Annotated in this window: 19 protein-coding genes; 6 read left to right on the top strand and 13 right to left on the bottom strand. The window is 66.5% G+C overall.

Going from position 1 to position 17,901, the window contains the following annotated elements; all coding sequences use genetic code 11:
* Nucleotides 1–44 precede the first annotated feature (44 nt).
* Entirely contained in the window at nt 45–752 is a 708-nt protein-coding gene (locus tag OG203_RS40045) for a Clp protease N-terminal domain-containing protein (RefSeq protein WP_405162396.1), read from the bottom strand.
* Between the two features lie 908 nt (nt 753–1,660).
* Between OG203_RS40045 and OG203_RS40040 the strand changes: the two genes are divergently transcribed.
* The 3 genes from OG203_RS40040 (at nt 1,661) to OG203_RS40030 (ending at nt 3,600) form a co-directional block, all read left to right on the top strand.
* On the top strand, nt 1,661–2,173 hold the full coding sequence (locus tag OG203_RS40040; RefSeq protein WP_405162395.1) for a monooxygenase family protein: 513 nt from the start codon (nt 1,661–1,663) through the stop codon (nt 2,171–2,173).
* Nucleotides 2,174–2,424: 251 nt separating this feature from the next.
* The gene (locus tag OG203_RS40035; protein WP_405162394.1) at nt 2,425–3,045 is read left to right on the top strand and encodes a low molecular weight phosphatase family protein; all 621 of its coding nucleotides are present in this window, start codon (nt 2,425–2,427) and stop codon (nt 3,043–3,045) included.
* A 135-nt stretch (nt 3,046–3,180) separates the two neighbouring features.
* Nucleotides 3,181–3,600 (top strand): hypothetical protein, encoded by a 420-nt coding sequence (locus tag OG203_RS40030; RefSeq protein ID WP_405162393.1) that lies wholly within the window; start codon nt 3,181–3,183, stop codon nt 3,598–3,600.
* A gap of 78 nt (nt 3,601–3,678) precedes the next feature.
* Here OG203_RS40030 and OG203_RS40025 read toward each other — a convergent pair whose 3' ends face one another.
* The 12 genes from OG203_RS40025 to OG203_RS39970 all read right to left on the bottom strand — a co-directional run bounded on the left by OG203_RS40025 (nt 3,679) and on the right by OG203_RS39970 (nt 16,008).
* Entirely contained in the window at nt 3,679–4,500 is an 822-nt protein-coding gene (locus tag OG203_RS40025) for an acyl-CoA thioesterase (protein WP_405168152.1), read from the bottom strand.
* Between the two features lie 95 nt (nt 4,501–4,595).
* Nucleotides 4,596–6,014: a pyruvate kinase gene (pyk, locus tag OG203_RS40020; protein ID WP_186818892.1), complete on the bottom strand. Its 1,419-nt coding sequence runs from the start codon at nt 6,012–6,014 to the stop codon at nt 4,596–4,598.
* Nucleotides 6,015–6,344: 330 nt separating this feature from the next.
* The gene (locus tag OG203_RS40015; RefSeq protein WP_405162392.1) at nt 6,345–7,013 is read right to left on the bottom strand and encodes an amino acid ABC transporter permease; all 669 of its coding nucleotides are present in this window, start codon (nt 7,011–7,013) and stop codon (nt 6,345–6,347) included.
* Nucleotides 7,014–7,025: 12 nt separating this feature from the next.
* Nucleotides 7,026–7,754, bottom strand: coding sequence for a transporter substrate-binding domain-containing protein (locus OG203_RS40010; protein WP_405168151.1), 729 nt, complete (start codon nt 7,752–7,754; stop codon nt 7,026–7,028).
* Between the two features lie 152 nt (nt 7,755–7,906).
* Nucleotides 7,907–8,416 carry a hypothetical protein gene (locus OG203_RS40005; protein WP_405162391.1) on the bottom strand — a complete coding sequence of 170 codons (510 nt, stop codon included), beginning with the start codon at nt 8,414–8,416 and terminating at the stop codon, nt 7,907–7,909.
* Between the two features lie 198 nt (nt 8,417–8,614).
* On the bottom strand, nt 8,615–9,124 hold the full coding sequence (locus OG203_RS40000; RefSeq protein WP_405162390.1) for a TM2 domain-containing protein: 510 nt from the start codon (nt 9,122–9,124) through the stop codon (nt 8,615–8,617).
* 248 nt (nt 9,125–9,372) lie between these two features.
* Nucleotides 9,373–10,509 (bottom strand): prolipoprotein diacylglyceryl transferase, encoded by a 1,137-nt coding sequence (gene lgt, locus OG203_RS39995; protein WP_405162389.1) that lies wholly within the window; start codon nt 10,507–10,509, stop codon nt 9,373–9,375.
* Nucleotides 10,510–10,584: 75 nt separating this feature from the next.
* On the bottom strand, nt 10,585–11,385 hold the full coding sequence (trpA, locus tag OG203_RS39990; RefSeq protein ID WP_405162388.1) for a tryptophan synthase subunit alpha: 801 nt from the start codon (nt 11,383–11,385) through the stop codon (nt 10,585–10,587).
* On the bottom strand, nt 11,382–12,644 hold the full coding sequence (gene trpB, locus OG203_RS39985; RefSeq protein WP_405162387.1) for a tryptophan synthase subunit beta: 1,263 nt from the start codon (nt 12,642–12,644) through the stop codon (nt 11,382–11,384). The genes trpA and trpB overlap by 4 nt, the downstream gene beginning before the upstream one ends.
* Nucleotides 12,641–13,459 carry an indole-3-glycerol phosphate synthase TrpC gene (gene trpC, locus OG203_RS39980; RefSeq protein ID WP_405162386.1) on the bottom strand — a complete coding sequence of 273 codons (819 nt, stop codon included), beginning with the start codon at nt 13,457–13,459 and terminating at the stop codon, nt 12,641–12,643. Before trpC ends, trpB begins: the two co-directional genes overlap by 4 nt.
* A 183-nt stretch (nt 13,460–13,642) precedes the next feature.
* The gene (locus OG203_RS39975; RefSeq protein ID WP_405162385.1) at nt 13,643–14,464 is read right to left on the bottom strand and encodes a TIGR02234 family membrane protein; all 822 of its coding nucleotides are present in this window, start codon (nt 14,462–14,464) and stop codon (nt 13,643–13,645) included.
* On the bottom strand, nt 14,461–16,008 hold the full coding sequence (locus OG203_RS39970; RefSeq protein WP_405162384.1) for an anthranilate synthase component I: 1,548 nt from the start codon (nt 16,006–16,008) through the stop codon (nt 14,461–14,463). Before OG203_RS39970 ends, OG203_RS39975 begins: the two co-directional genes overlap by 4 nt.
* A gap of 184 nt (nt 16,009–16,192) precedes the next feature.
* Between OG203_RS39970 and OG203_RS39965 the strand changes: the two genes are divergently transcribed.
* From OG203_RS39965 to OG203_RS39955, 3 genes are all read left to right on the top strand, one after another.
* A complete protein-coding gene (locus OG203_RS39965; protein ID WP_405162383.1) occupies nt 16,193–16,486 on the top strand; it encodes a hypothetical protein in 294 nt (97 codons plus the stop codon).
* 117 nt (nt 16,487–16,603) lie between these two features.
* Entirely contained in the window at nt 16,604–17,065 is a 462-nt protein-coding gene (locus tag OG203_RS39960; protein ID WP_405162382.1) for a peroxiredoxin, read from the top strand.
* A 108-nt stretch (nt 17,066–17,173) separates the two neighbouring features.
* Entirely contained in the window at nt 17,174–17,755 is a 582-nt protein-coding gene (locus OG203_RS39955; protein ID WP_405162381.1) for a permease, read from the top strand.
* The last annotated feature ends 146 nt before the right edge of the window (nt 17,756–17,901 follow it).

Below are 17,901 nucleotides of genomic sequence, written 5' to 3'. Positions count from 1 at the left end.
CTTCCGGGCTGAGATGTTTGTCAAGACTTGTGGATTGAGCAGCGTCAGCCCTTGGCGGAATTGCGCAGGGTGTCGCGTAGCGGCTCGTAGCCGATGCCTAGTGCCACAAGCACGTCGTGGGCGAGGCCCGCACCGACGGTGATGAGCCCGAGGAGCAGATGGCCGGTGTCGACGGTGGCGGAGTCGGCGCGAAGTGCCTCGCGTGATGCGTGTTGCAGGGCGGTCATTGCGAGCCGGGTGAATGGCGTGTCGTCGGGCAGAGGCTCGCCGGTAGGGATCCCGATACGGCCGTCGACGGCGGCGCGGACAGTTTCGGCTGAGGGGCCACAGGTTGCCAGCGCTAGTGTCGCCGGGTCATCGGGCCGGGCGAGTATGGCCAGGAGCAAGTGTTCGGTGCCGAGGTAGGTTTTGCGTCGTCGCTGGGCCTCCTCGTGGGCGGCGGAGACGACCTCCTGCAGGCCGGGGGCAGCTCGGCCTTGGAGGTCGAGCCGGGAGTCGTCGTCGGGGAGGAAACGTTTCTGCACCGCCTGGCGGCTGACGCCGAGCTGTTGGCCGATTTGTGCCCAGGTCGCGCCTTCTCGACGCGATTCGTCGACGAAGTGGCCGACCAGCGCGTCGCCAAGTTCGCCAAGATGCGCGGATACATCTACGGATCGGGTCAGCCGGTCCAATGCCGGAGACTTCTGCAGTCCGGATCGAACATGGTCGATGAGTGTGTCCAGGGAGATGGGAGCATTCGAAGATGCGGTCATGATGCAACTCTAGGTTGCCTACGTCAGATGTGGCAACTACAAGTTGCATATAGAGCCTGATGCAATTACACGTTGCCTCGACTTCGACCGTTGCGCGGTCCAGGCGACCTCCGAAGAACGGTGCTCGTTGTCAGCGACCTCCACGCCGCCACCATCGTGGTTGCTGAGGTCTAGTTTGTCCCGATCAGGCAGATCGTCCGCGCGACAGCGTGGGGTCACCGGCCCAACGGCAATCGAACTACCCGCCAGCAAATCCCCACCAAGTCGCCCCGTCATGACCCCGTTCGGCGCCCCGAACCCCTTGTTGTGGTTGCGGCCGTGGGCAGGTCGCCGTCGAGCGCATGCCGCGTAGAAGTGGTTGCGCTCGGGCCGCGCTCCCGCTTACACAACTGCAGACATGTCCCGCTGCGGACCGTACGGGTATGCGCACCATAGGAATACAACTCGGCGGCGGTGCGGCGGCGACCTCGCGCTGCCGCGCGCCCGTGCATTAAGTGCGCAGCCTTTCTGCGACCCGCACACCCTCCACACCCTTCGTCGCGCGACGAATGCACCATGCGCGCACTTCTTGTGGTGCCGCGTACGAAAGTGCTGGCGGTTTCGTGTGCGGGGCGAGAAGCAGTGTGCGGCATCCACATTGAGCGGCTTCATCGCCAATCATGCTCGAGTCCGCAATCACGGCCCGTTGACCCCGCTGGAACTGGTCGACGCGTGACCGAAGCTGTGGGAGATAAAGGTGGGTACGGCATATGACGTGCTCAGCGCTGTCGGGTTGCGTCGGTACTCGGCCCGTTCAGCATCGGATCAACTGGGCCGCACCGCAGGCGAGGTGTATCGAACTGATTGTTCATACGGCCCGTATTCACGCGTAGGGTGGGCGATAGACGCCCAAATCAGCGGAGGTTGCGATGCGGGTGAACCGGAACACGGTGGATCTGGGTGGGTATCCGGATCTTGTTGTTATTTATCTCGGGATGCGGGTGCGCAAGGCGCGCGGCATGCTGCGGCTGCTTGGGCTTGGGCCGAAACTGTATAGCTCACACCAGGATCGGCCGGAGGGGCTGCTGTCGCACGAGGATGTGATCTGGTCGCTGTTTCCGCCACACTGGGGGGCGCGGCAGTACTGGCGGGACCTGGACAGTCTGGAACGGTGGACTCGGTCGGCGCCGCACCGGGATTGGTGGCAGAAGTTCCTGCAGGACTCGGGCGGGACCGGGTTCTGGCACGAGGCGTACTTCATGCAGGGTGGCATCGACGCGATGTATGACGACATGGACGCCAAGACGGGGCTGACGCGGTTCGCTCCGGTGATCGCCTCACGCGGGCGGATGTTCTCCACCAGGGGTCGGGTGCAGGACAAGCCGGCCAAGGTAGCGCCGGTGGTTGACGAAAAGACTTACTACAGTAGCGAACTCGATTAGTTACCCAATCGAACGAGTACTAGTTACGCTGGCGTATCACGACGCAATCACAACGCGACGTTTCGGTGATCCCGTCATGGGGTAAGTGCACAGGGACACAGTCGAACATGATCGTTTATAAATGCGACGCACACCTCATGTGCGCCGCGTCCCGTGTACGGCATCTGACCTGTAGATGAATATTGCTCCAGACCGCGCGTTTCGGAGGTTTTCGGACATCAGCAGCGTTATCGAGCGATTACCGTATTCCTATGCACGTCCTGTTCGTCTGCAACGGCAATGTTTGCCGTTCTGTGATTGCCGAGCGCCTCACCCGCGCGCTCGCGGTCGAACACGGCTTGCCGAACCTGACCGCGGAGAGCGCGGGAACCCGTGCGCTGGTCGGTTTTCCGGCCGAACCATTGGCCGCGCAAGCCATCGAAGGCCTCGGTGCGGACGCGAGCGGCTTCAAGGCGAGGCGGCTGAAGGACGAGATGGTCGACAACGCCGATCTGGTGCTGACCATGACCCAGCAGCTGCGCGACACGGTGAGCGAGATGGGCTTCGGCGTCGCCTCGCGCACCTTCACGCTGCTGGAGGCGCACCGGATCGCGCACGTCACCGGCGCACGCTCGATCGCCGAACTGCACCGGGCCCGCAACGACCTGTCGATCGTCGGCCGGGAGAACATCACCGACCCGGTCGGGCTGTCCGAGCAGGCGTACTGCGAGGTCGGCGACCGGATCGCGGAGTCATTGGTGCCGCTGTTGCTCGCGCTGGCCCCGCACGAGCAGACCAGGCCGGTCGCGGATGAGCGTCCCGGCCTGGTTATCGAGCCGGGCCAGGCGGCCCCACCGCTGGCTTCTTTCCTGGCCGCGCACCGCATCAGGTAGTCTTTCGACCCACCCAAATAACACTCTCCGACACAGCAATGCAGAGCTGCTATGTCCATTTCCCTGCCGGACGTATTACACTCCCGCGGACACCAACTTCCACCGTTGCTGGTTCGACACACGACAGGAATAGACATGCCGAAACGCATTTCGGATGTTTCGCTCCATGTGTATGTGACACCGGAAACCCTCGAACGAGTCGTCGAGACCGTGCGCGAGGTAGTGGACGACCACCTGCAGGACCGCGAGGTGTTCGCGTGGCGCTTCACGCTACCGGTGGACACCGACGATCCGACCCACGTGACGCTCGAAACCCAGTGGCGGATGGAGCATCCCGGCGACGAGCCGGGCGAGCGCGGCACCTACGAGATCGCGCTGAGCCTGGTCGGCTCACCCGCCGAACTCACCGACGCCGACATCGCCGGGCTGGAACAGCAACTGCTGCACGGGATCTACGGTGCCGCACGCACCGAGCCCGGCCAGAACATCCCGTTCTCGATCCGCGCCAGGCAGCGGGCCGACGTCGACCTCGATATCGAGCGCGAACGGATCTGACCCCGAAACGACTGCGCCGCACCGGCTTCCCGACATATCTACCGCCGGGAAGCGGATGCGGCGAAGTTCAGCGGGTGATTACAGCTCCGGCGACCGCGCCGGGAAGTGGCGGATCAGCCCCTCCTGCACGGTGGTGGCGAGCAGCTCCCCGTCGCGGGAGAAGAAGCGACCGGTGGCCAGGCCACGCGAGCCAGACGCGACCGGGGATTCGGTGGCGTAGAGCGCCCACTCGTCGAAACGGAACGGCCGGTGGAACCAGATCGAATGGTTCACCGTCGCCGCCACGATCCGGTCGAGTCCCCAGGAAAGTCCGTGCGTGGTGATGATCGAGTCCAGCACCGTGGTGTCGGACGAATAGCCAAGCGTCGCAACATGAAGCAGCGGATCGTCGGGCAGCCGACCGTCGGTGCGCATCCACACCCGATTGTGGTTGAGCCGCTCCCCCGTGCCCTTCATGATCCAGGCCGGGTCGTTGGTGTAGCGCATGTCGATCGGGTGCGGCGCCTTGATGAACATCGCCAGCTTGTCTTCCAGGCCGTGGAAGCTCTCCTCGACCCGGGGCAATGACTCCGGGTCGGGCACGTCGGGCAGCGGGTGGCCGTGCTCAAGGCCCTTGTTCCAGTCCTGGAACGCCGCGAGCATGACGAACAACTCCTGATCGTCCTGGAGAGCGGTGACGGTGCGGTTGGCGAACGCACGGCCGTCGCGGTGCCGGTCGACCCGGTACTCGATCGGCTTCTTGGTATCGCCGCCGCGCACGAAATGCGCGTTGATCGCGTGTACCGGCCGGTCACCGACCGTGCGGCCGGCCGCGATGATCGCCTGCGCGACGAGCTGGCCGCCGAACGTGCGGCTCCACACCTTCTCCGGATGCTGACCGACGAACACGTCCTCGTCCATCTGCTCCAGATCGAGCAGACCGAGCAAAACGTCGAGATCGGACTTCCCGGCCGCCGACGAATCGACCACCGACCCTCCAAGGGAGCTATTCACAACTAATGGTCCTCCTCACCGATTCGGTGCACGTGGATCAGGTTGGTAGAACCGACCGTACCCGGCGGGGAACCGGCAACGATTACCACGAGGTCACCCTTTTGGTATCGCTCCATCGACAGCAGTGCTACATCGACCTGGTGGATCATCGCGTCGGTGGTGTCGACCATCGGCACGATGAAGGTCTCCGTACCCCAGGTCAGCGCGAGCTGGCTGCGCACCTCCGGCAGCGGGGTGAACGCCAGCAGCGGCAGCGGGGTGTGCAGCCGGGCCAGGCGGCGCACGGTGTCACCGGACTGGGTGAACGCGACGAGCGCCTTGGCATTGAGCCGCTCGCCGATATCACGGGCGGCGTAGGAGATGACGCCGCGCTTGGTGCGCGGCACGTGGGTCAGCGGTGGCACCCTGGTCGATTCGGTTTCCACCGCGTGCACGATGCGCGCCATGGTGCGCACCGTCTCGATCGGCCACGCGCCGACCGAGGTCTCGCCGGAGAGCATCACCGCGTCGGCGCCGTCGAGCACCGCGTTCGCGACGTCGGAGGCCTCGGCCCTGGTCGGGCGCGAGTTCTCGATCATCGACTCGAGCATCTGGGTCGCCACGATCACCGGCTTGGCGTTCTCGCGCGCCATCTGGATGGCCCGCTTCTGCACGAGCGGCACCTGCTCCAGCGGCAGCTCGACGCCGAGGTCACCGCGCGCGACCATGACCGCGTCGAACGCGAGCACGATGGCTTCGAGGTTGTCGATCGCCTCTGGCTTCTCCAGCTTGGCGATCACCGGCACCCGGCGGCCGACCCGATCCATGATGTCGTGCACCAGCTCGACATCGGCCGGGGACCGCACGAACGACAGCGCGATGAAGTCGACACCGAGCTTCAGCGCGAATTCCAGGTCCTCGATGTCCTTTTCGGACAGCGCGGGCACCGAGACGTCCATGCCCGGCAGCGAAACACCCTTGTTGTTGGAGACCGGTCCACCCTCGGTCACCCGACAGACGACGTCGTTGCCGTCCACTCGGATAACGGTGAGACCGACCTTGCCGTCATCGACGAGCAGTCGGTCGCCCGCCTTCGCGTCCTGCGCGAGTTCCTTGTATGTGGTCGAAACACGGTCGTGGGTTCCGTCGACCTCGTCGACGGTGATCCTGACCTCTTCACCCGTCGCCCAGACGGTCTTGCCCTCGATGAATCGGCCGAGCCTGATCTTCGGTCCCTGGAGGTCGGCGAGGATGCCGACCGCTCTGCCGAGGTGATCGGAGGCCGCCCGCACCTTCTTGTAGTTCTCTGCGTGATCCGCGTGTTCGCCGTGACTGAAGTTCAGTCGAGCCACGTCCATGCCGCTCTCGACGAGTTCGCGGATACGGTCCTCGGTGGCAGTAGCCGGGCCGAGCGTGCACACAATCTTCGTCCGTCGCATCACGGGTAGAGCCTAGTCCCGACGGGTACCCGGGGCCGCCTGTGCCCCAGGTGAAAGCTGAGTGAAAAAATGAACCGCGACTTGGCGAAACCTACGAAACGTTACGCATTACGCAACGCGCCTGGCCAGCGTCGGGTATTCGAAACAACGGCACTCGAATGTTACTCGTTGGTAGTTATTCGCGGTGCCGAATCGGGTGAAATCGGGCGGTCTGAGCCGACGATGTTTCGGATGCGACGGCGGCGCGGATCGAGGGTGATTTCGCGATCGGGGTAGCCGGATTCGGGAGACCGCGGCACCCGGCCACCCGACGCGGGTGGCCGGGCTGGTCGGTCAGGTCGCGACGTGCCGGGCGAGGCGCGTCTCCAGCCTGGTCTGGCCGAAGCCGAGGATCAGGCAGATGATCCAGTAGTAGATGGCCGCGACGCCGTACAGCGCGAAGAAATCGAAGGTCGGCGCCGCCGCCAGCTGTGCGACGCGCAGCAGTTCGGTCACCAGGATCGTGGAGGCCAGCGACGTGTCCTTCACCAACGAGATCAAGGTGTTGGACAAGGGCGGGACCGCGATGCGGGAGGCCTGCGGCAGGATGATCAGCCGCATCATTTGCGGATACGTCAGGCCGAGGGCCTGCGAGGCCTCCCACTGCCCCTTCGCGACGCTGAGGATGGATGCGCGCACCACCTCGGCCGCGTAGCCACCGACATTGAGGCTGAACGCGATTACCGCCGCCGGGAACGGATCGATGACAAGACCGAACTGCGGCAGCGCGTAGAACACGATGAACAGCTGCACAAGCAGCGGCGTGCCCCGGATGATCGAGATGTAGAACCGGGCGGCCGCCGACACCGGCCACACCGGTGACATCCTGGCCAACGCGACGAACACCGCGATCGCCAGGCCGATGACGAAGCTGACCGCGGTGAGCGGCAGCGTCTGTTTGAGGGTCGCCTGCAGCATCGGCCACAGGTTGTGCCAGATCAGTTCCCTGGTAGCGGGGTCCATGGAGGGCGTCGGCTACTTGCTGACGTCGGTGCCGAAGTACTTGTCCGAGATCTTGGCAAGCGTGCCGTCGGCGCGCAGCTCGGTCAGCGCCTTGTCCACGTCCTTGATCACGGCGTCGTCCTTGCGCGCGGCGAAGGCCTGCTGGCTGGTCTCGCCGGTCTTGCCCGAGACCTTCACTCCGGTGTCGCCGGTCTTCTTGGTGTACTCGCCGACGGCGAGGGTGTCGTTGACGGTGGCGTCGACGCGGCCGTTCTTCAGCAGCTGGATGGCCTGCACGAAGCCCTCCACCGCCTCGACCTTCGCGCCCGCGTTGGTGGCGACCTTGCCCCAGTTGCTGGTCGCGGACTGGGCGCAGGTCTTGCCCTTCAGGTCGGCGAGGGTGGTGATGCCGTTGTTGTCGGCGCGGGTGACGATCACGCCGTCGGAGGTGGTGTACGGGGCGGACAGCGCGTACTTGCCCTTGCGCTCGTCGTTGATCGTCACCTGGTTGGCGACCAGGTCGAAGCGCTTGGACTCGAGCCCGGCGAAGATGGCGTCCCACGGGGTCTGCACGAATTCGACCTTCTTGCCGAGCTTGTCGCCGACGGCTTGGATCACCTCGATGTCGTAGCCGGTGATCTTGCCGTCGGAACCCTGGAAGCTGAACGGGGAGTAGGTGCCTTCGGTGCCGACCTTCAACACGTTCGGATCGCTGCTGCTACCGCAGGCGGTGAGCCCGGTGGCGGCGACGATGGCGAGCATGGCGGCGGCGAACAGCTTGCGACGCACGGGTTCCCTCTCTTCGGTACGCGGACATCCCACGCACAACACGCAAATCCGGCTCATGCTACGCCGGGACTTATCCGAAGGACCCTATATCGATCATGGTGCGCGAAAGGGTTGCACTCGCCGACTTACCTGCTGCTGAGTGTGCGTGCGTAGTTGACTTGGTGCAGCACCATGGGGAACGTCTGCTGGTTCTGCACAGGGATCATCGTGGAGTGATATCGGCCCTCGCTGGTGACCGTGACCTGCACATAGCCGGTTGTCTTCTGCTCACGGATCAGCAGGAAGAGCAGGCCGATGAAGCAGAACGGAAAGAAGAGTATCGCCAGCACGACCGCATAGCCCGGGGTTCGCTCCGCGGTCTGTGACATATCGGTCGCGGTCCACATCGCGCCACGCAACGGCAGGATTCCGGCGGGGGTGCTGACGAAACCTTCGGAGATCGCGATATCGCCGATGCCGAGCAAGAACGCCGGAGGCCCGGGGAAGCCGCTCATCTGGTGGGCTGCGGGCGGTTGCCCGTATTGGCCGAAACCGTTCATCCCCAACGGTTCTACCTGCCGGTCCGTCGGCTTACTCAGGTCGGGGCCCGTCGGGCCGTCCTGCGGCACAGGGTAATTCTGGTATGGGTCGGTCACCCGTACTCCTCATCGATTCGGGCGCCACCTCGCCGCCCCCCAGGTAGCCGCCACAGTGGCTGACTCGCCCGGCGACAGCAGGCATTCTCGTCCAGATGACCGCGTTTGTCCCCCGAATCGATACCAGGGCAACCGTTTACAGCAAAAGACAACTGCGGGCACCGCCATCTCGGTACCCGCAGCTTCCGTCCCCGTGACTCAGTCGCGCAGCGGGCGGCCGTCGCTGTCGGGCACCTTGCCGACGAGCATCAGGATGCCGTCGACGAAAGGCCAGATGCCGCCGATGCCACAGGTCAGCCAGGTGACCGCGATCTGGGCGATGGCGATGCCTGTGTAGCCGGTGTAGAAACGGCCGATGCCGAACGCGCCGAGGAAGATCTGCAGCAGACCGGCGATCAGCTTCTGCTTGTCGGAGAACGGAACACCGAACTGGTCACGGCCCCACGGTGCTTCCGGATCGTTCGGGTTGTAGCCCTGCGGGCCGTACCCGCCCGGCGGGTAGCCGCCCGGCTGCTGGCCGTAGGGATTCGGCTGGCCGTATTGCGGCTGACCGTACTGCGGCTGGGCGAACTGGTCGGCGGGCGGCTGCGCGTCGAACTGCGGCATCGCGGCGGTGTCCTGCGGCTTGTTCAGATCCGGCCCCGTACCGGGCGGACCGTACTGCGGTCCACCGAAACCTGGGTTGTTCTGCTGGTAGGGGTCGGTCACTAATGTCCTCCTCATTCGTGCAAGGCACCCTCTGCCTGGCATTGATCGATCTGCCGAGCGGGGAAGATGCTCGCGACGATCACGAGTCATTGTGGTCGGACCGGTGTGATTTGTCGCCCCGTATCCCTCGGCACTCCCCCGTGTTATCGCAGGTGAGACGTCGCCGTTATCCGCGGCGGGAAATTCGGAGCAACCTCGAGGGTGGATACGACGGTGCCGCCGCGTAATCGGCGGCGGCACCGTCGAATTCAGGACTTGTCGGAATCCGCGACACTCTTCGACGTGGTCGTCGCCGCAGTGGTGTCGGCGGTCTTTTCCGCGTCGGTGCTGGTTGTCGTCTCGGTGGACGGGTCGTCGACGGGTTCGCTCAACTTGTCCGGCTCGAGGACGTCCGTAGCCGTCGCGCCGTCGGTGGCCACGGCCGAATCCTTCTCCAGCTCAACCCGATCCGAGGCCATGGCCGCCGCGGACGCGGCACCCGCCGCGCGCAACGCACCGATCTGCCACGGCCATGGACGACGTTCCGTCGATGGTTGCAACTGTTCGGCGGCCTCGCGTCCCTTGGTCGCGAACACGAAATAGGCGATGGCCGCGAGGAATACTAGCGCGGAGGTGAACGAGTTGATGCGGATGCCCGCGATCTTGGTCGCCTCGTCGTCGCGCATCAGCTCGACGAAGAAGCGGCCGAAGCTGTAACCCGCGACGTACAGCGCGAACAGGCGGCCGTGGCCGATCCGGTAGCGCTTGTCCAGCTGCACGAGCAGCACCACGATCAGCACGTTCCAGACGAGCTCGTACAGGAACGTCGGGTGCACGACCTTGTCGACGACGCCGTTGGAGATGCCGTTCATCGCGTCCGGCTTCAGGTTGTCGTCGTAGCGGAAGTAGATCTCGAGGCCCCAGGGCAGGTCGGTCTTGCGGCCGTACAGTTCCTGGTTGAAGTAGTTGCCGAGGCGGCCGATGGCCTGGGCGAGCAGGATCGGCGGCGCGATCGCATCGCCCAACGCGGGCAACGGGATTCGATACACCCGGCAACCGATCCAGGCGCCGACGGCACCGAGCGCCACCGCGCCCCAGATGCCGAGGCCGCCGTTCCAGATCTCCAGCGCCGCCTTGGGGTCACCGTCGGCGCCGAAGTACTTCTGCCAGTCGGTGGCGACGTGATAGAGCCTGCCGCCGACCAGACCGAACGGCACCGCGAACATCGCGACGTCAAGGATCGCGCCCTGCTGCCCGCCGCGGTCGCGCCAGCGCCGCTCGCCCCACCAGATGGCGACGACGATGCCGATGATGATGCACAGCGCGTAGGCCCGCAGCGGGAAAAAGCCGATGTGCCACACGCCCTGCGGGGGGCTTGGTATGTACGCCAGGACTCGTAAGGTCACGGGGCCACCGTAGCGGAGAACCTCAGCGACGCTGGAACCACCGCACCGTGGCGACCGCCGAGCGGTCGAACCGCCTTACGAAGCGACGGTCGCCGAACGCACGCCCTCGGCCAGTTCGGCGGTCAGCGCGCGCACCGCGTCGAGGCTCTCGCCCGCGGCGCTCACCAGTGCCGAACCCACGATGACTCCGTCTGCGTAGGAAGCGATTTCGGCCGCCTGCGCACCCGAGCGGACGCCGAGGCCGACGCCGATCGGGATGTCGGAATGCGTCCTGATCCGCGCGCACAGCGCGGGCGCTGCGGAGGACACGGCGTCACGGGCGCCGGTGACGCCCATGGTCGATGCCGCGTACACGAACCCGCGCGAGGCCTCCAGGGTCTTCACCAGACGCTCCTCGGTGGAGGACGGCGCGACCAGGAAGATGCGGTCCAGGTTGTGCGTGGACGAGGCGACGAACCAGTCGTCAGCCTCTTCCGGAATGAGGTTCGGGGTGATGATGCCCGCGCCGCCCGCACCGGCGAGGTCACGCGCGAAACGGTCGACGCCGTAAGCCAGCACCGGGTTCCAGTAGCTCATCACCACGGCCTGCCCGCCCGCCGAGGTGATCGCCTCGACGACGGAGAACACGTCGCGCACCCGCACACCGCCGCGCAGCGCCTGATCGGCGGCGGCCTGGATAGTCGGGCCGTCCATCACCGGATCGGAGTAGGCGATGCCGACTTCGATGATGTCGCAACCGGATTCGACCATGGCGCGGACGACCTCGATGGAACCGGCCAGGTCGGGGTAGCCCGCGGGCAGGTAGCCGATGAGCGCCGCACGCCCTTCACCACGAGTCGCGGCAAAGGTATTGGCAAGACGAGACTGTTGATTCACGACTGCACTGCCCCTTCATCGAACAGCCCGAACCAGCGCGCCGCAGTATCCATGTCCTTGTCACCGCGGCCGGACAGGTTCACCAGAATGATCGCGCCCGGGCCGAGTTCCTTGCCCAATTGCAGTGCGCCAGCGACCGCGTGCGCGGACTCGATCGCGGGGATGATGCCCTCGCGACGGCTCAGCAGCAGCAACGCGTCCATGGCCTCGGTATCGGTGATCGGCAGGTATTCCGCGCGGCCGATGTCCTTGAGCAGCGCGTGCTCGGGGCCGACGCCCGGGTAGTCGAGACCGGCCGAGATGGAGTGCGACTCGATGGTCTGGCCGTCCTCGTCCTGCAGCAGATACGAGTAGGCACCCTGGAACGCGCCCGGCGTGCCACCGGTGAAAGTGGCCGCGTGCCTGCCGGTTTCGACGCCGTCACCGGCCGCCTCGTAGCCGATGAGGCGGACGTCGGGGTCGTCGAGGAAGGCGTGGAAGATGCCGATGGCGTTGGAGCCGCCGCCGACGCAGGCGACGACCGCGTCGGGCAGCTTGCCGGTGGATTCCCGCACCTGCACTCGGGCTTCCAGCCCGATGACGCGCTGGAAGTCGCGCACCAGCATGGGGAACGGGTGCGGGCCCGCGGCGGTGCCGAAGCAGTAGTAGGTGTCGTCGGCGTTGCTGACCCAGTCGCGCAGCGCCTCGTTGATCGCGTCCTTGAGCGTCTGCGAGCCGGTGGTCACCGAGATGACCTCGGCCCCGAGCAGCCGCATCCGAGCCACGTTCAATGCCTGCCGCGCGGTGTCGACGGCACCCATGTAGATGACGCAGTCGAGGCCGAGCAGCGCGCACGCGGTGGCGGTGGCGACGCCGTGCTGGCCGGCACCGGTTTCGGCGATGACGCGGGTCTTGCCCATGCGCTTGGCGAGTAGCGCCTGGCCGAGCACGTTGTTGATCTTGTGAGAACCGGTGTGGTTCAAGTCTTCCCGCTTGAGCAGGATGCGCGCGCCGCCCGCGTGCTCGGCGAGCCTGGTGCATTCGAACACCGGCGACGGACGGCCGGTGTAGTCGCGTTGCAGCCGGTCGAGCTCGTTCAGGAAGTCCGGGTCCAGGCGTGACTTCTCGTAGGTCGCGGTGACCTCTTCGATCACGGCCATCAGCGCCTCGGGGACGTGCCTGCCGCCGTAGACGCCGAAGTGGCCGCCGTTGTCCGGCTCGTGGGTGCTGCGGTGTGCGACGCCGTCACTGGCCTTGGGTAGTTCGGTCACCTCGGTCACCGGCCCCGCCGCGCCGGCTTCGGGCAGGACGGGTGGGTACCCGCGGTCACCAGTTCGGAGACGGCCGCACGCGGATCGCCACTTGTCACTAAACCCTCGCCGACGAGAACGGCGTCCGCGCCGGCGCCGGCGTAGGCGAGCAGGTCGGCGGTGCCTCGGATGCCGGATTCGGCGATCCGGATGACCTCGGTGGGCAGGCCGGGCGCGATCCGGGCGAACACGTCCCGGTCGACCTCGAGGGTCTTGAGGTTGCGGGCGTTCACGCCGATCACCGAGGCGCCTGCCTCGAGCGCGCGGTCGGCCTCCTCCTCGGTGTGCACCTCGACGAGCGCGGTCATGCCGAGCGATTCGGTGCGGTCGATGAGCGAGGACAGCACGTCCTGCTCCAGCGCCGCGACGATCAGCAGGATCACGTCGGCGCCGTGCGCGCGGGCCTCGTGGATCTGGTACGGGCCGACGACGAAGTCCTTGCGCAGGATCGGGATGCTCACGGTGGCGCGGACCGCGTCCAGGTCTTCGAGCGACCCGTGGAAGCGGCGACCCTCGGTGAGCACGCTGATGATTCGCGCGCCGCCGTCCTCATAGGACTTGGCGAGGCTGGCCGGGTCGGGGATGTCGGCGAGTTCGCCCTTGGAGGGGCTGGCCCGCTTCACCTCGGCGATGACGCCGATGCCGTCTTCGAGGAGTGCCGCACGCGCGTCGAGCGGGCCGTTGGCCGCCGCGGCGGCCGCTTTGATCGCCTGGAAATCGAGGAGGGCTTCCCGAGCGGCCACATCCGCGCGGACCCCGTCGAGAATCGAGTCGAGTACCGTCATCTGGCTCGAATCCTTTCTGGGGAGACGGACTTGCTGCCTGAGAATCTCCCCAGGCGCTGTCTCACCGATGCTGACAAAGAATAAATGGGCGTACCGGCCTCGTTTGCGCCGGGTCGTGTTGTGGACCAGGCAACCAGTCCGTCCGCAAGGTGTGCACCGCCACAGTCGACGCGCGCGAATCGCTCAGTGCGCACGGCGGCCTGCCTCGTCGGCGGGCGGATCGTTGGGCCGCCCACCGGTGTTCACGGCGTCCTCGGTCGGGTCGGTGCCCGCGTCCAACGCGTCCCACAGCACGCGTTCGGAGAGTTGGCCGCGGCCGCGCGCATCCTCGGCTGCCGAGCCCGCACTGGAACCCGGCGCCGCGCCGTCGTCGCGCTGCTTGCTCACCTGCTCGGTGGCGGCCGCGCGGCGGAACGCCGGGTTCTCGTATTTGCCGGATAGCCGGGCGGTTTCCTGCGGCATCCGCGCGAGCAGCCCGCCCGCGGCGAACGCGGCCAGCGCGCCGAGCAGGGCGAGCACGGCAGGGAACAGCGACGTCGTCGCGTGCTCCACCTGCGCCCGTGCGGGTAGCTCGGCCAGCTTGGCGGCGCGTTCACTGATCTTGCCGGAGTTGGTGAGCAGGGCGAAGGCCGGTACCGCCGCCACGGCGGCGATCAGGGCGATGAGCACACCGAGGATCCGACGCAGCCAGCCTCGGGTGGCCAGCACGGCCGCGATGGACGCCAGCAATACCAGGGCCAGCGGCGTGAGCGCGCCGAACCAGACGCCGCCGTTGAGGTGGTCGGTGCGTGGTTCGGTGAGTCCGTCGGAGGAGGTGACCGTCACCCAGGTCATCCGCGAGGCGCCCCACAGCGCGGCGGCCGCGACGGCGAGCAGAACGAGCGCGCCGATCGGCGACTTGCGCCGCTTTCGCGCGGGTTCGACCGTCTCGGGCCCGGCGGTCTCCGGGGTGACGAGGTCGGGATCGGGGGTGTCGGCCTGGCCGCCGGACTCGGCTGCCGTCACGAGTCCTCGCCGTTCGTCGCGCCGTACGCGCGCACCGTCTTCGCGGCCGCGATCGCTTTGAGCACCGCCATCGCCTTGTTGCGGGCCTCGACGTCTTCGTACTCGGCGACCGAGTCGGCGACGATGCCCGCGCCCGCCTGAACGTAGGCGGTGCCGCCCTTCAGCAGTGCCGTGCGGATGGCGATCGCGGTGTCCGCGTCACCGGCGAAGTCGAGATAACCCACGACGCCGCCGTAGACGCCGCGACGGGTCGGCTCGAGCTCCTCGATGAGTTCCATCGCGCGCACCTTCGGCGCACCGGACAGCGTGCCGGCCGGGAAACAGGCGCGCACCGCGTCGAGGGCGATCTTGCCCGGCGCGAGCCGACCGGACACCGTCGAAACCAGGTGCATCACATGGCTGTAGCGCTCGATGTGCCGGTACTCGGTGACCCGCACGGTGCCCGGCTGGCAGACCCGCCCGATGTCGTTGCGGCCGAGGTCGACGAGCATCAGGTGCTCGGCGTTTTCCTTCTCGTCGGCAAGCAGGTCCTTCTCCAGCAGCAGGTCGTCCTCTTCGGTGGCCCCGCGCCAGCGCGTGCCCGCGATCGGATGTGTCGTCGCCACACCGTCTTTCACGGTGACCAGCGATTCCGGACTGGAGCCGACGATGGAGAACGCGGTGCCGCCGTCGCCGTCCGGGATGTGCAGCAGGTACATGTACGGGCTCGGATTCGACGCGCGCAACATCCGGTACAGATCGAGCGGCGCACCGTCGTAGTCCATTTCGAAGCGCTGCGAGAGCACCACCTGGAATGCCTCGCCCGCCTCGATCTCCTTGACCAGGCGGCGCACGCCAGCACCGAACTCCTCGGTGGTGCGCCGGCGCCGGAACTCCGGCTCGGGCCGATCGAAGACCGACACCGTCGACGGTGCCGGGGCGGCGAGCGCCTCGGTCATCCGGTCCAGCCTGGCGAGCGCGTCGTCGTACGCCTCGTCGACCCGGTCGGCGGTGCCGTTCCAGTTGACGGCGTTGGCGATCAGCGTGATCGCGCCCTCGTGGTGGTCGAACGCGGCGAGGTCGGTGGCGAGCAGCAGCACCATTTCCGGCAGTTGCAGATCATCAAGGGCCAGGTTCGGCAGCCGCTCGATCCGGCGCACCGCGTCGTAGCCGAGGTAGCCGACCATGCCGCCGGTGAGCGGTGGCAGGCCGGGCAGCGGCTCGGTCTTCAGCAGTTCCAGGGTTTCGCGCAGCGCGAGCAGCGGATCACCGCCAGAGGGCGCGTCCACCGGAGTGTTGCCCAACCAGGCCGCCTCGCCGTCGACCACGGTCAACGCCGACGGACTGCCCGCGCCGATGAACGACCAGCGCGACCACGATCGTCCGTTCTCGGCGGACTCGAACAGGAACGTTCCCGCTCGATCGTCGGCGAGCTTGCGGTAGGCCGAGAGCGGAGTTTCGGAGTCCGCCAACACCTTTCGGGTCACCGGAACAACTCGATGCTCCGCGGCGAGCTGATGGAACTGTTCACGGGTCGTTGTGGTTGGAGTCGACGCGCCTTGCATAACGACATCATCCCAGGTCTGTCCGACACCTCCCGAGGCGCACCCCGCGGGATTCTCGCGCGTTAACTCCAGTCACAAACACGACCGCCCGGTTCTCATGCCCTCGACGGGGCTGTGACGGGCGTCTCTACACTCGCTCCGTTCCATCTCGCACGCGGTATCCATGATCGAGAGGAGACAACTGATGTACCCCTCGCAACCGGAGGGCAGGCACGCCGCCCCGGGCGGTGCGCCGAGCCAGCCCCCACGGATGGTCGGACTGCAGTCGAAGGCGGGCCAACAGGGTGCCCCGAACGCACTAGCCACCTTCGTCACCTATGCGAAGGCGCTCGAATCCCTGGACAAGAACCACTTCCCGGACGAATACGCCACGCACGCCGACCGCATCAAGGAACTCAAGCCGTTCCTGCGCGCACACGGCATTCTCGACGTCATGCAGATCAAGAACCCCGAAGTCGCGGCACTGATCGGCATATAGGACGTAGCCGCGTCGTCCGTCCTCAGGCCGCGCCTGGCCGCAGTGAAGACGGAGGTGCGCATTGGAGGCAGAACGGACCGGTACCGGGTGCGACATGCGCCCGGTACTGTCCCTTTTATGCAGACAGGACAGCTCGCTCCACAGTTCGAGCTCCCCGATCAAACCGGCACGCCCCGTTCGCTCGACGCGTTGCTCGCGCACGGCCCACTGGTCCTCTTCTTCTATCCCGCCGCGAACACCCCGGTGTGCACGGCGGAGGCCTGCCACTTCCGTGACGTTGCCGCCGATTTCGCGGCGCTCGGCGCCTCGTGCGCCGGCATCAGCGCCGACGGCGTCGACACCCAGGCCGGTTTCGCCGACAAGCAGGGTCTCGGTTATCCGCTGCTCTCCGATACCGACGGCGCGGTCGCCGCGCAATTCGGCGTCAAGCGCGGGCTGCTCGGCAAGCTGGCGCCGGTCAAGCGGCAGACCTTCGTGATCGATCAGGACCGCACCGTCCGCAAGATCATCACCGGCGAGCTGCGCGCCAACGTGCACGCCGACGAGGCGCTGAAGTTCCTGCGCGAGCGCGCGAAGTAGTTTCCGACACGCCGATTCGGCCGCCAGGGCGACACCCCGGGACGGCCGTACCGGAAACGCCGGGGCGATCACCACGTTTCCGCCGCTCACCCGGCTTACGCTGGGTTCATGACTGCGACCGACGGACAGCTGGAGCAGAAATCGACCGGGCCCGCCTGGAAGACATGGGCCATCGGCGGATTGGCGGTTCTCGCCATCCTGTTCATCGCCTACTTCATCTTGTCCGCGTTCATCCCGCGCTGGTGGGCGCAGCGGATCGCGGAGATGGTCAACGGCAGCTTCGCCAAGGGCATCGGCTGGGGTCTGGTCTTCGGCGGCGTGTGCACGGTCATCCCGCTGTTCCTGCTGCTGTTCGCGCTGCGGGTGTGGCGGCGCAGGGCGGGCCGGTTCATGGCGGGTGCGGCCGCGGTCATCGCGGTGCTGGTCGCGATACCCAATCTGATGACGCTCACCATCGTGCTCGGCGGCAGCAATGCCGCCCATGCCGGACAGCGGATTCTCGATGTCGACGCGCCCGCCTTCCGCGGCGCAACCCTCGCCGGTGCGATCGCCGCCGCCGCGATCTTCCTCGCGGCGCTGGCGCTGATCGTCGTGCGCTGGTGGCAGCGCAGGCATCCGAAGCGGCAAGCCGCACAGACACCCCCGCCGACCACCACCGATGCGGCTATGACCCGCCCGGACGGTTTGTGAGTGAACTCACGCTAGTCAGCAACTGCATGACGGGCGAGCGAAGTCGTGGCAAACTCAAAGCCACGGGTGACTGTGAACATGCTTTTCAATAATCAGTAGGCTTACTAACAAAACCACGTCACTTGGCTTGAAAGAAGGCACACAGT

The organism is Nocardia sp. NBC_01499 (assembly GCF_045040275.1).
Lineage (GTDB): Bacteria > Actinomycetota > Actinomycetes > Mycobacteriales > Mycobacteriaceae > Nocardia.
Note: the sequence above shows the minus strand (reverse complement) of the source record. Positions and strands in the feature narration are given on the sequence as shown.

Bases quoted from the DNA above. Each gene is read 5' to 3' on its own strand.
- OG203_RS40045 (WP_405162396.1), bottom strand. From the start codon at position 752: ATGACCGCATCTTCGAATGCTCCCATCTCCCTGGACACACTCATCGAC.
- OG203_RS40040 (WP_405162395.1), top strand. From the start codon at position 1,661: ATGCGGGTGAACCGGAACACGGTGGATCTGGGTGGGTATCCGGATCTT.
- OG203_RS40035 (WP_405162394.1), top strand. From the start codon at position 2,425: ATGCACGTCCTGTTCGTCTGCAACGGCAATGTTTGCCGTTCTGTGATT.
- OG203_RS40030 (WP_405162393.1), top strand. From the start codon at position 3,181: ATGCCGAAACGCATTTCGGATGTTTCGCTCCATGTGTATGTGACACCG.
- OG203_RS40025 (WP_405168152.1), bottom strand. From the start codon at position 4,500: ATGGACGAGGACGTGTTCGTCGGTCAGCATCCGGAGAAGGTGTGGAGC.
- OG203_RS40015 (WP_405162392.1), bottom strand. From the start codon at position 7,013: ATGGACCCCGCTACCAGGGAACTGATCTGGCACAACCTGTGGCCGATG.
- OG203_RS40010 (WP_405168151.1), bottom strand. From the start codon at position 7,754: ATGCTCGCCATCGTCGCCGCCACCGGGCTCACCGCCTGCGGTAGCAGC.
- trpC (WP_405162386.1), bottom strand. From the start codon at position 13,459: ATGACGGTACTCGACTCGATTCTCGACGGGGTCCGCGCGGATGTGGCC.
- OG203_RS39970 (WP_405162384.1), bottom strand. From the start codon at position 16,008: ATGCAAGGCGCGTCGACTCCAACCACAACGACCCGTGAACAGTTCCAT.
- OG203_RS39965 (WP_405162383.1), top strand. From the start codon at position 16,193: ATGTACCCCTCGCAACCGGAGGGCAGGCACGCCGCCCCGGGCGGTGCG.
- OG203_RS39960 (WP_405162382.1), top strand. From the start codon at position 16,604: ATGCAGACAGGACAGCTCGCTCCACAGTTCGAGCTCCCCGATCAAACC.
- OG203_RS39955 (WP_405162381.1), top strand. From the start codon at position 17,174: ATGACTGCGACCGACGGACAGCTGGAGCAGAAATCGACCGGGCCCGCC.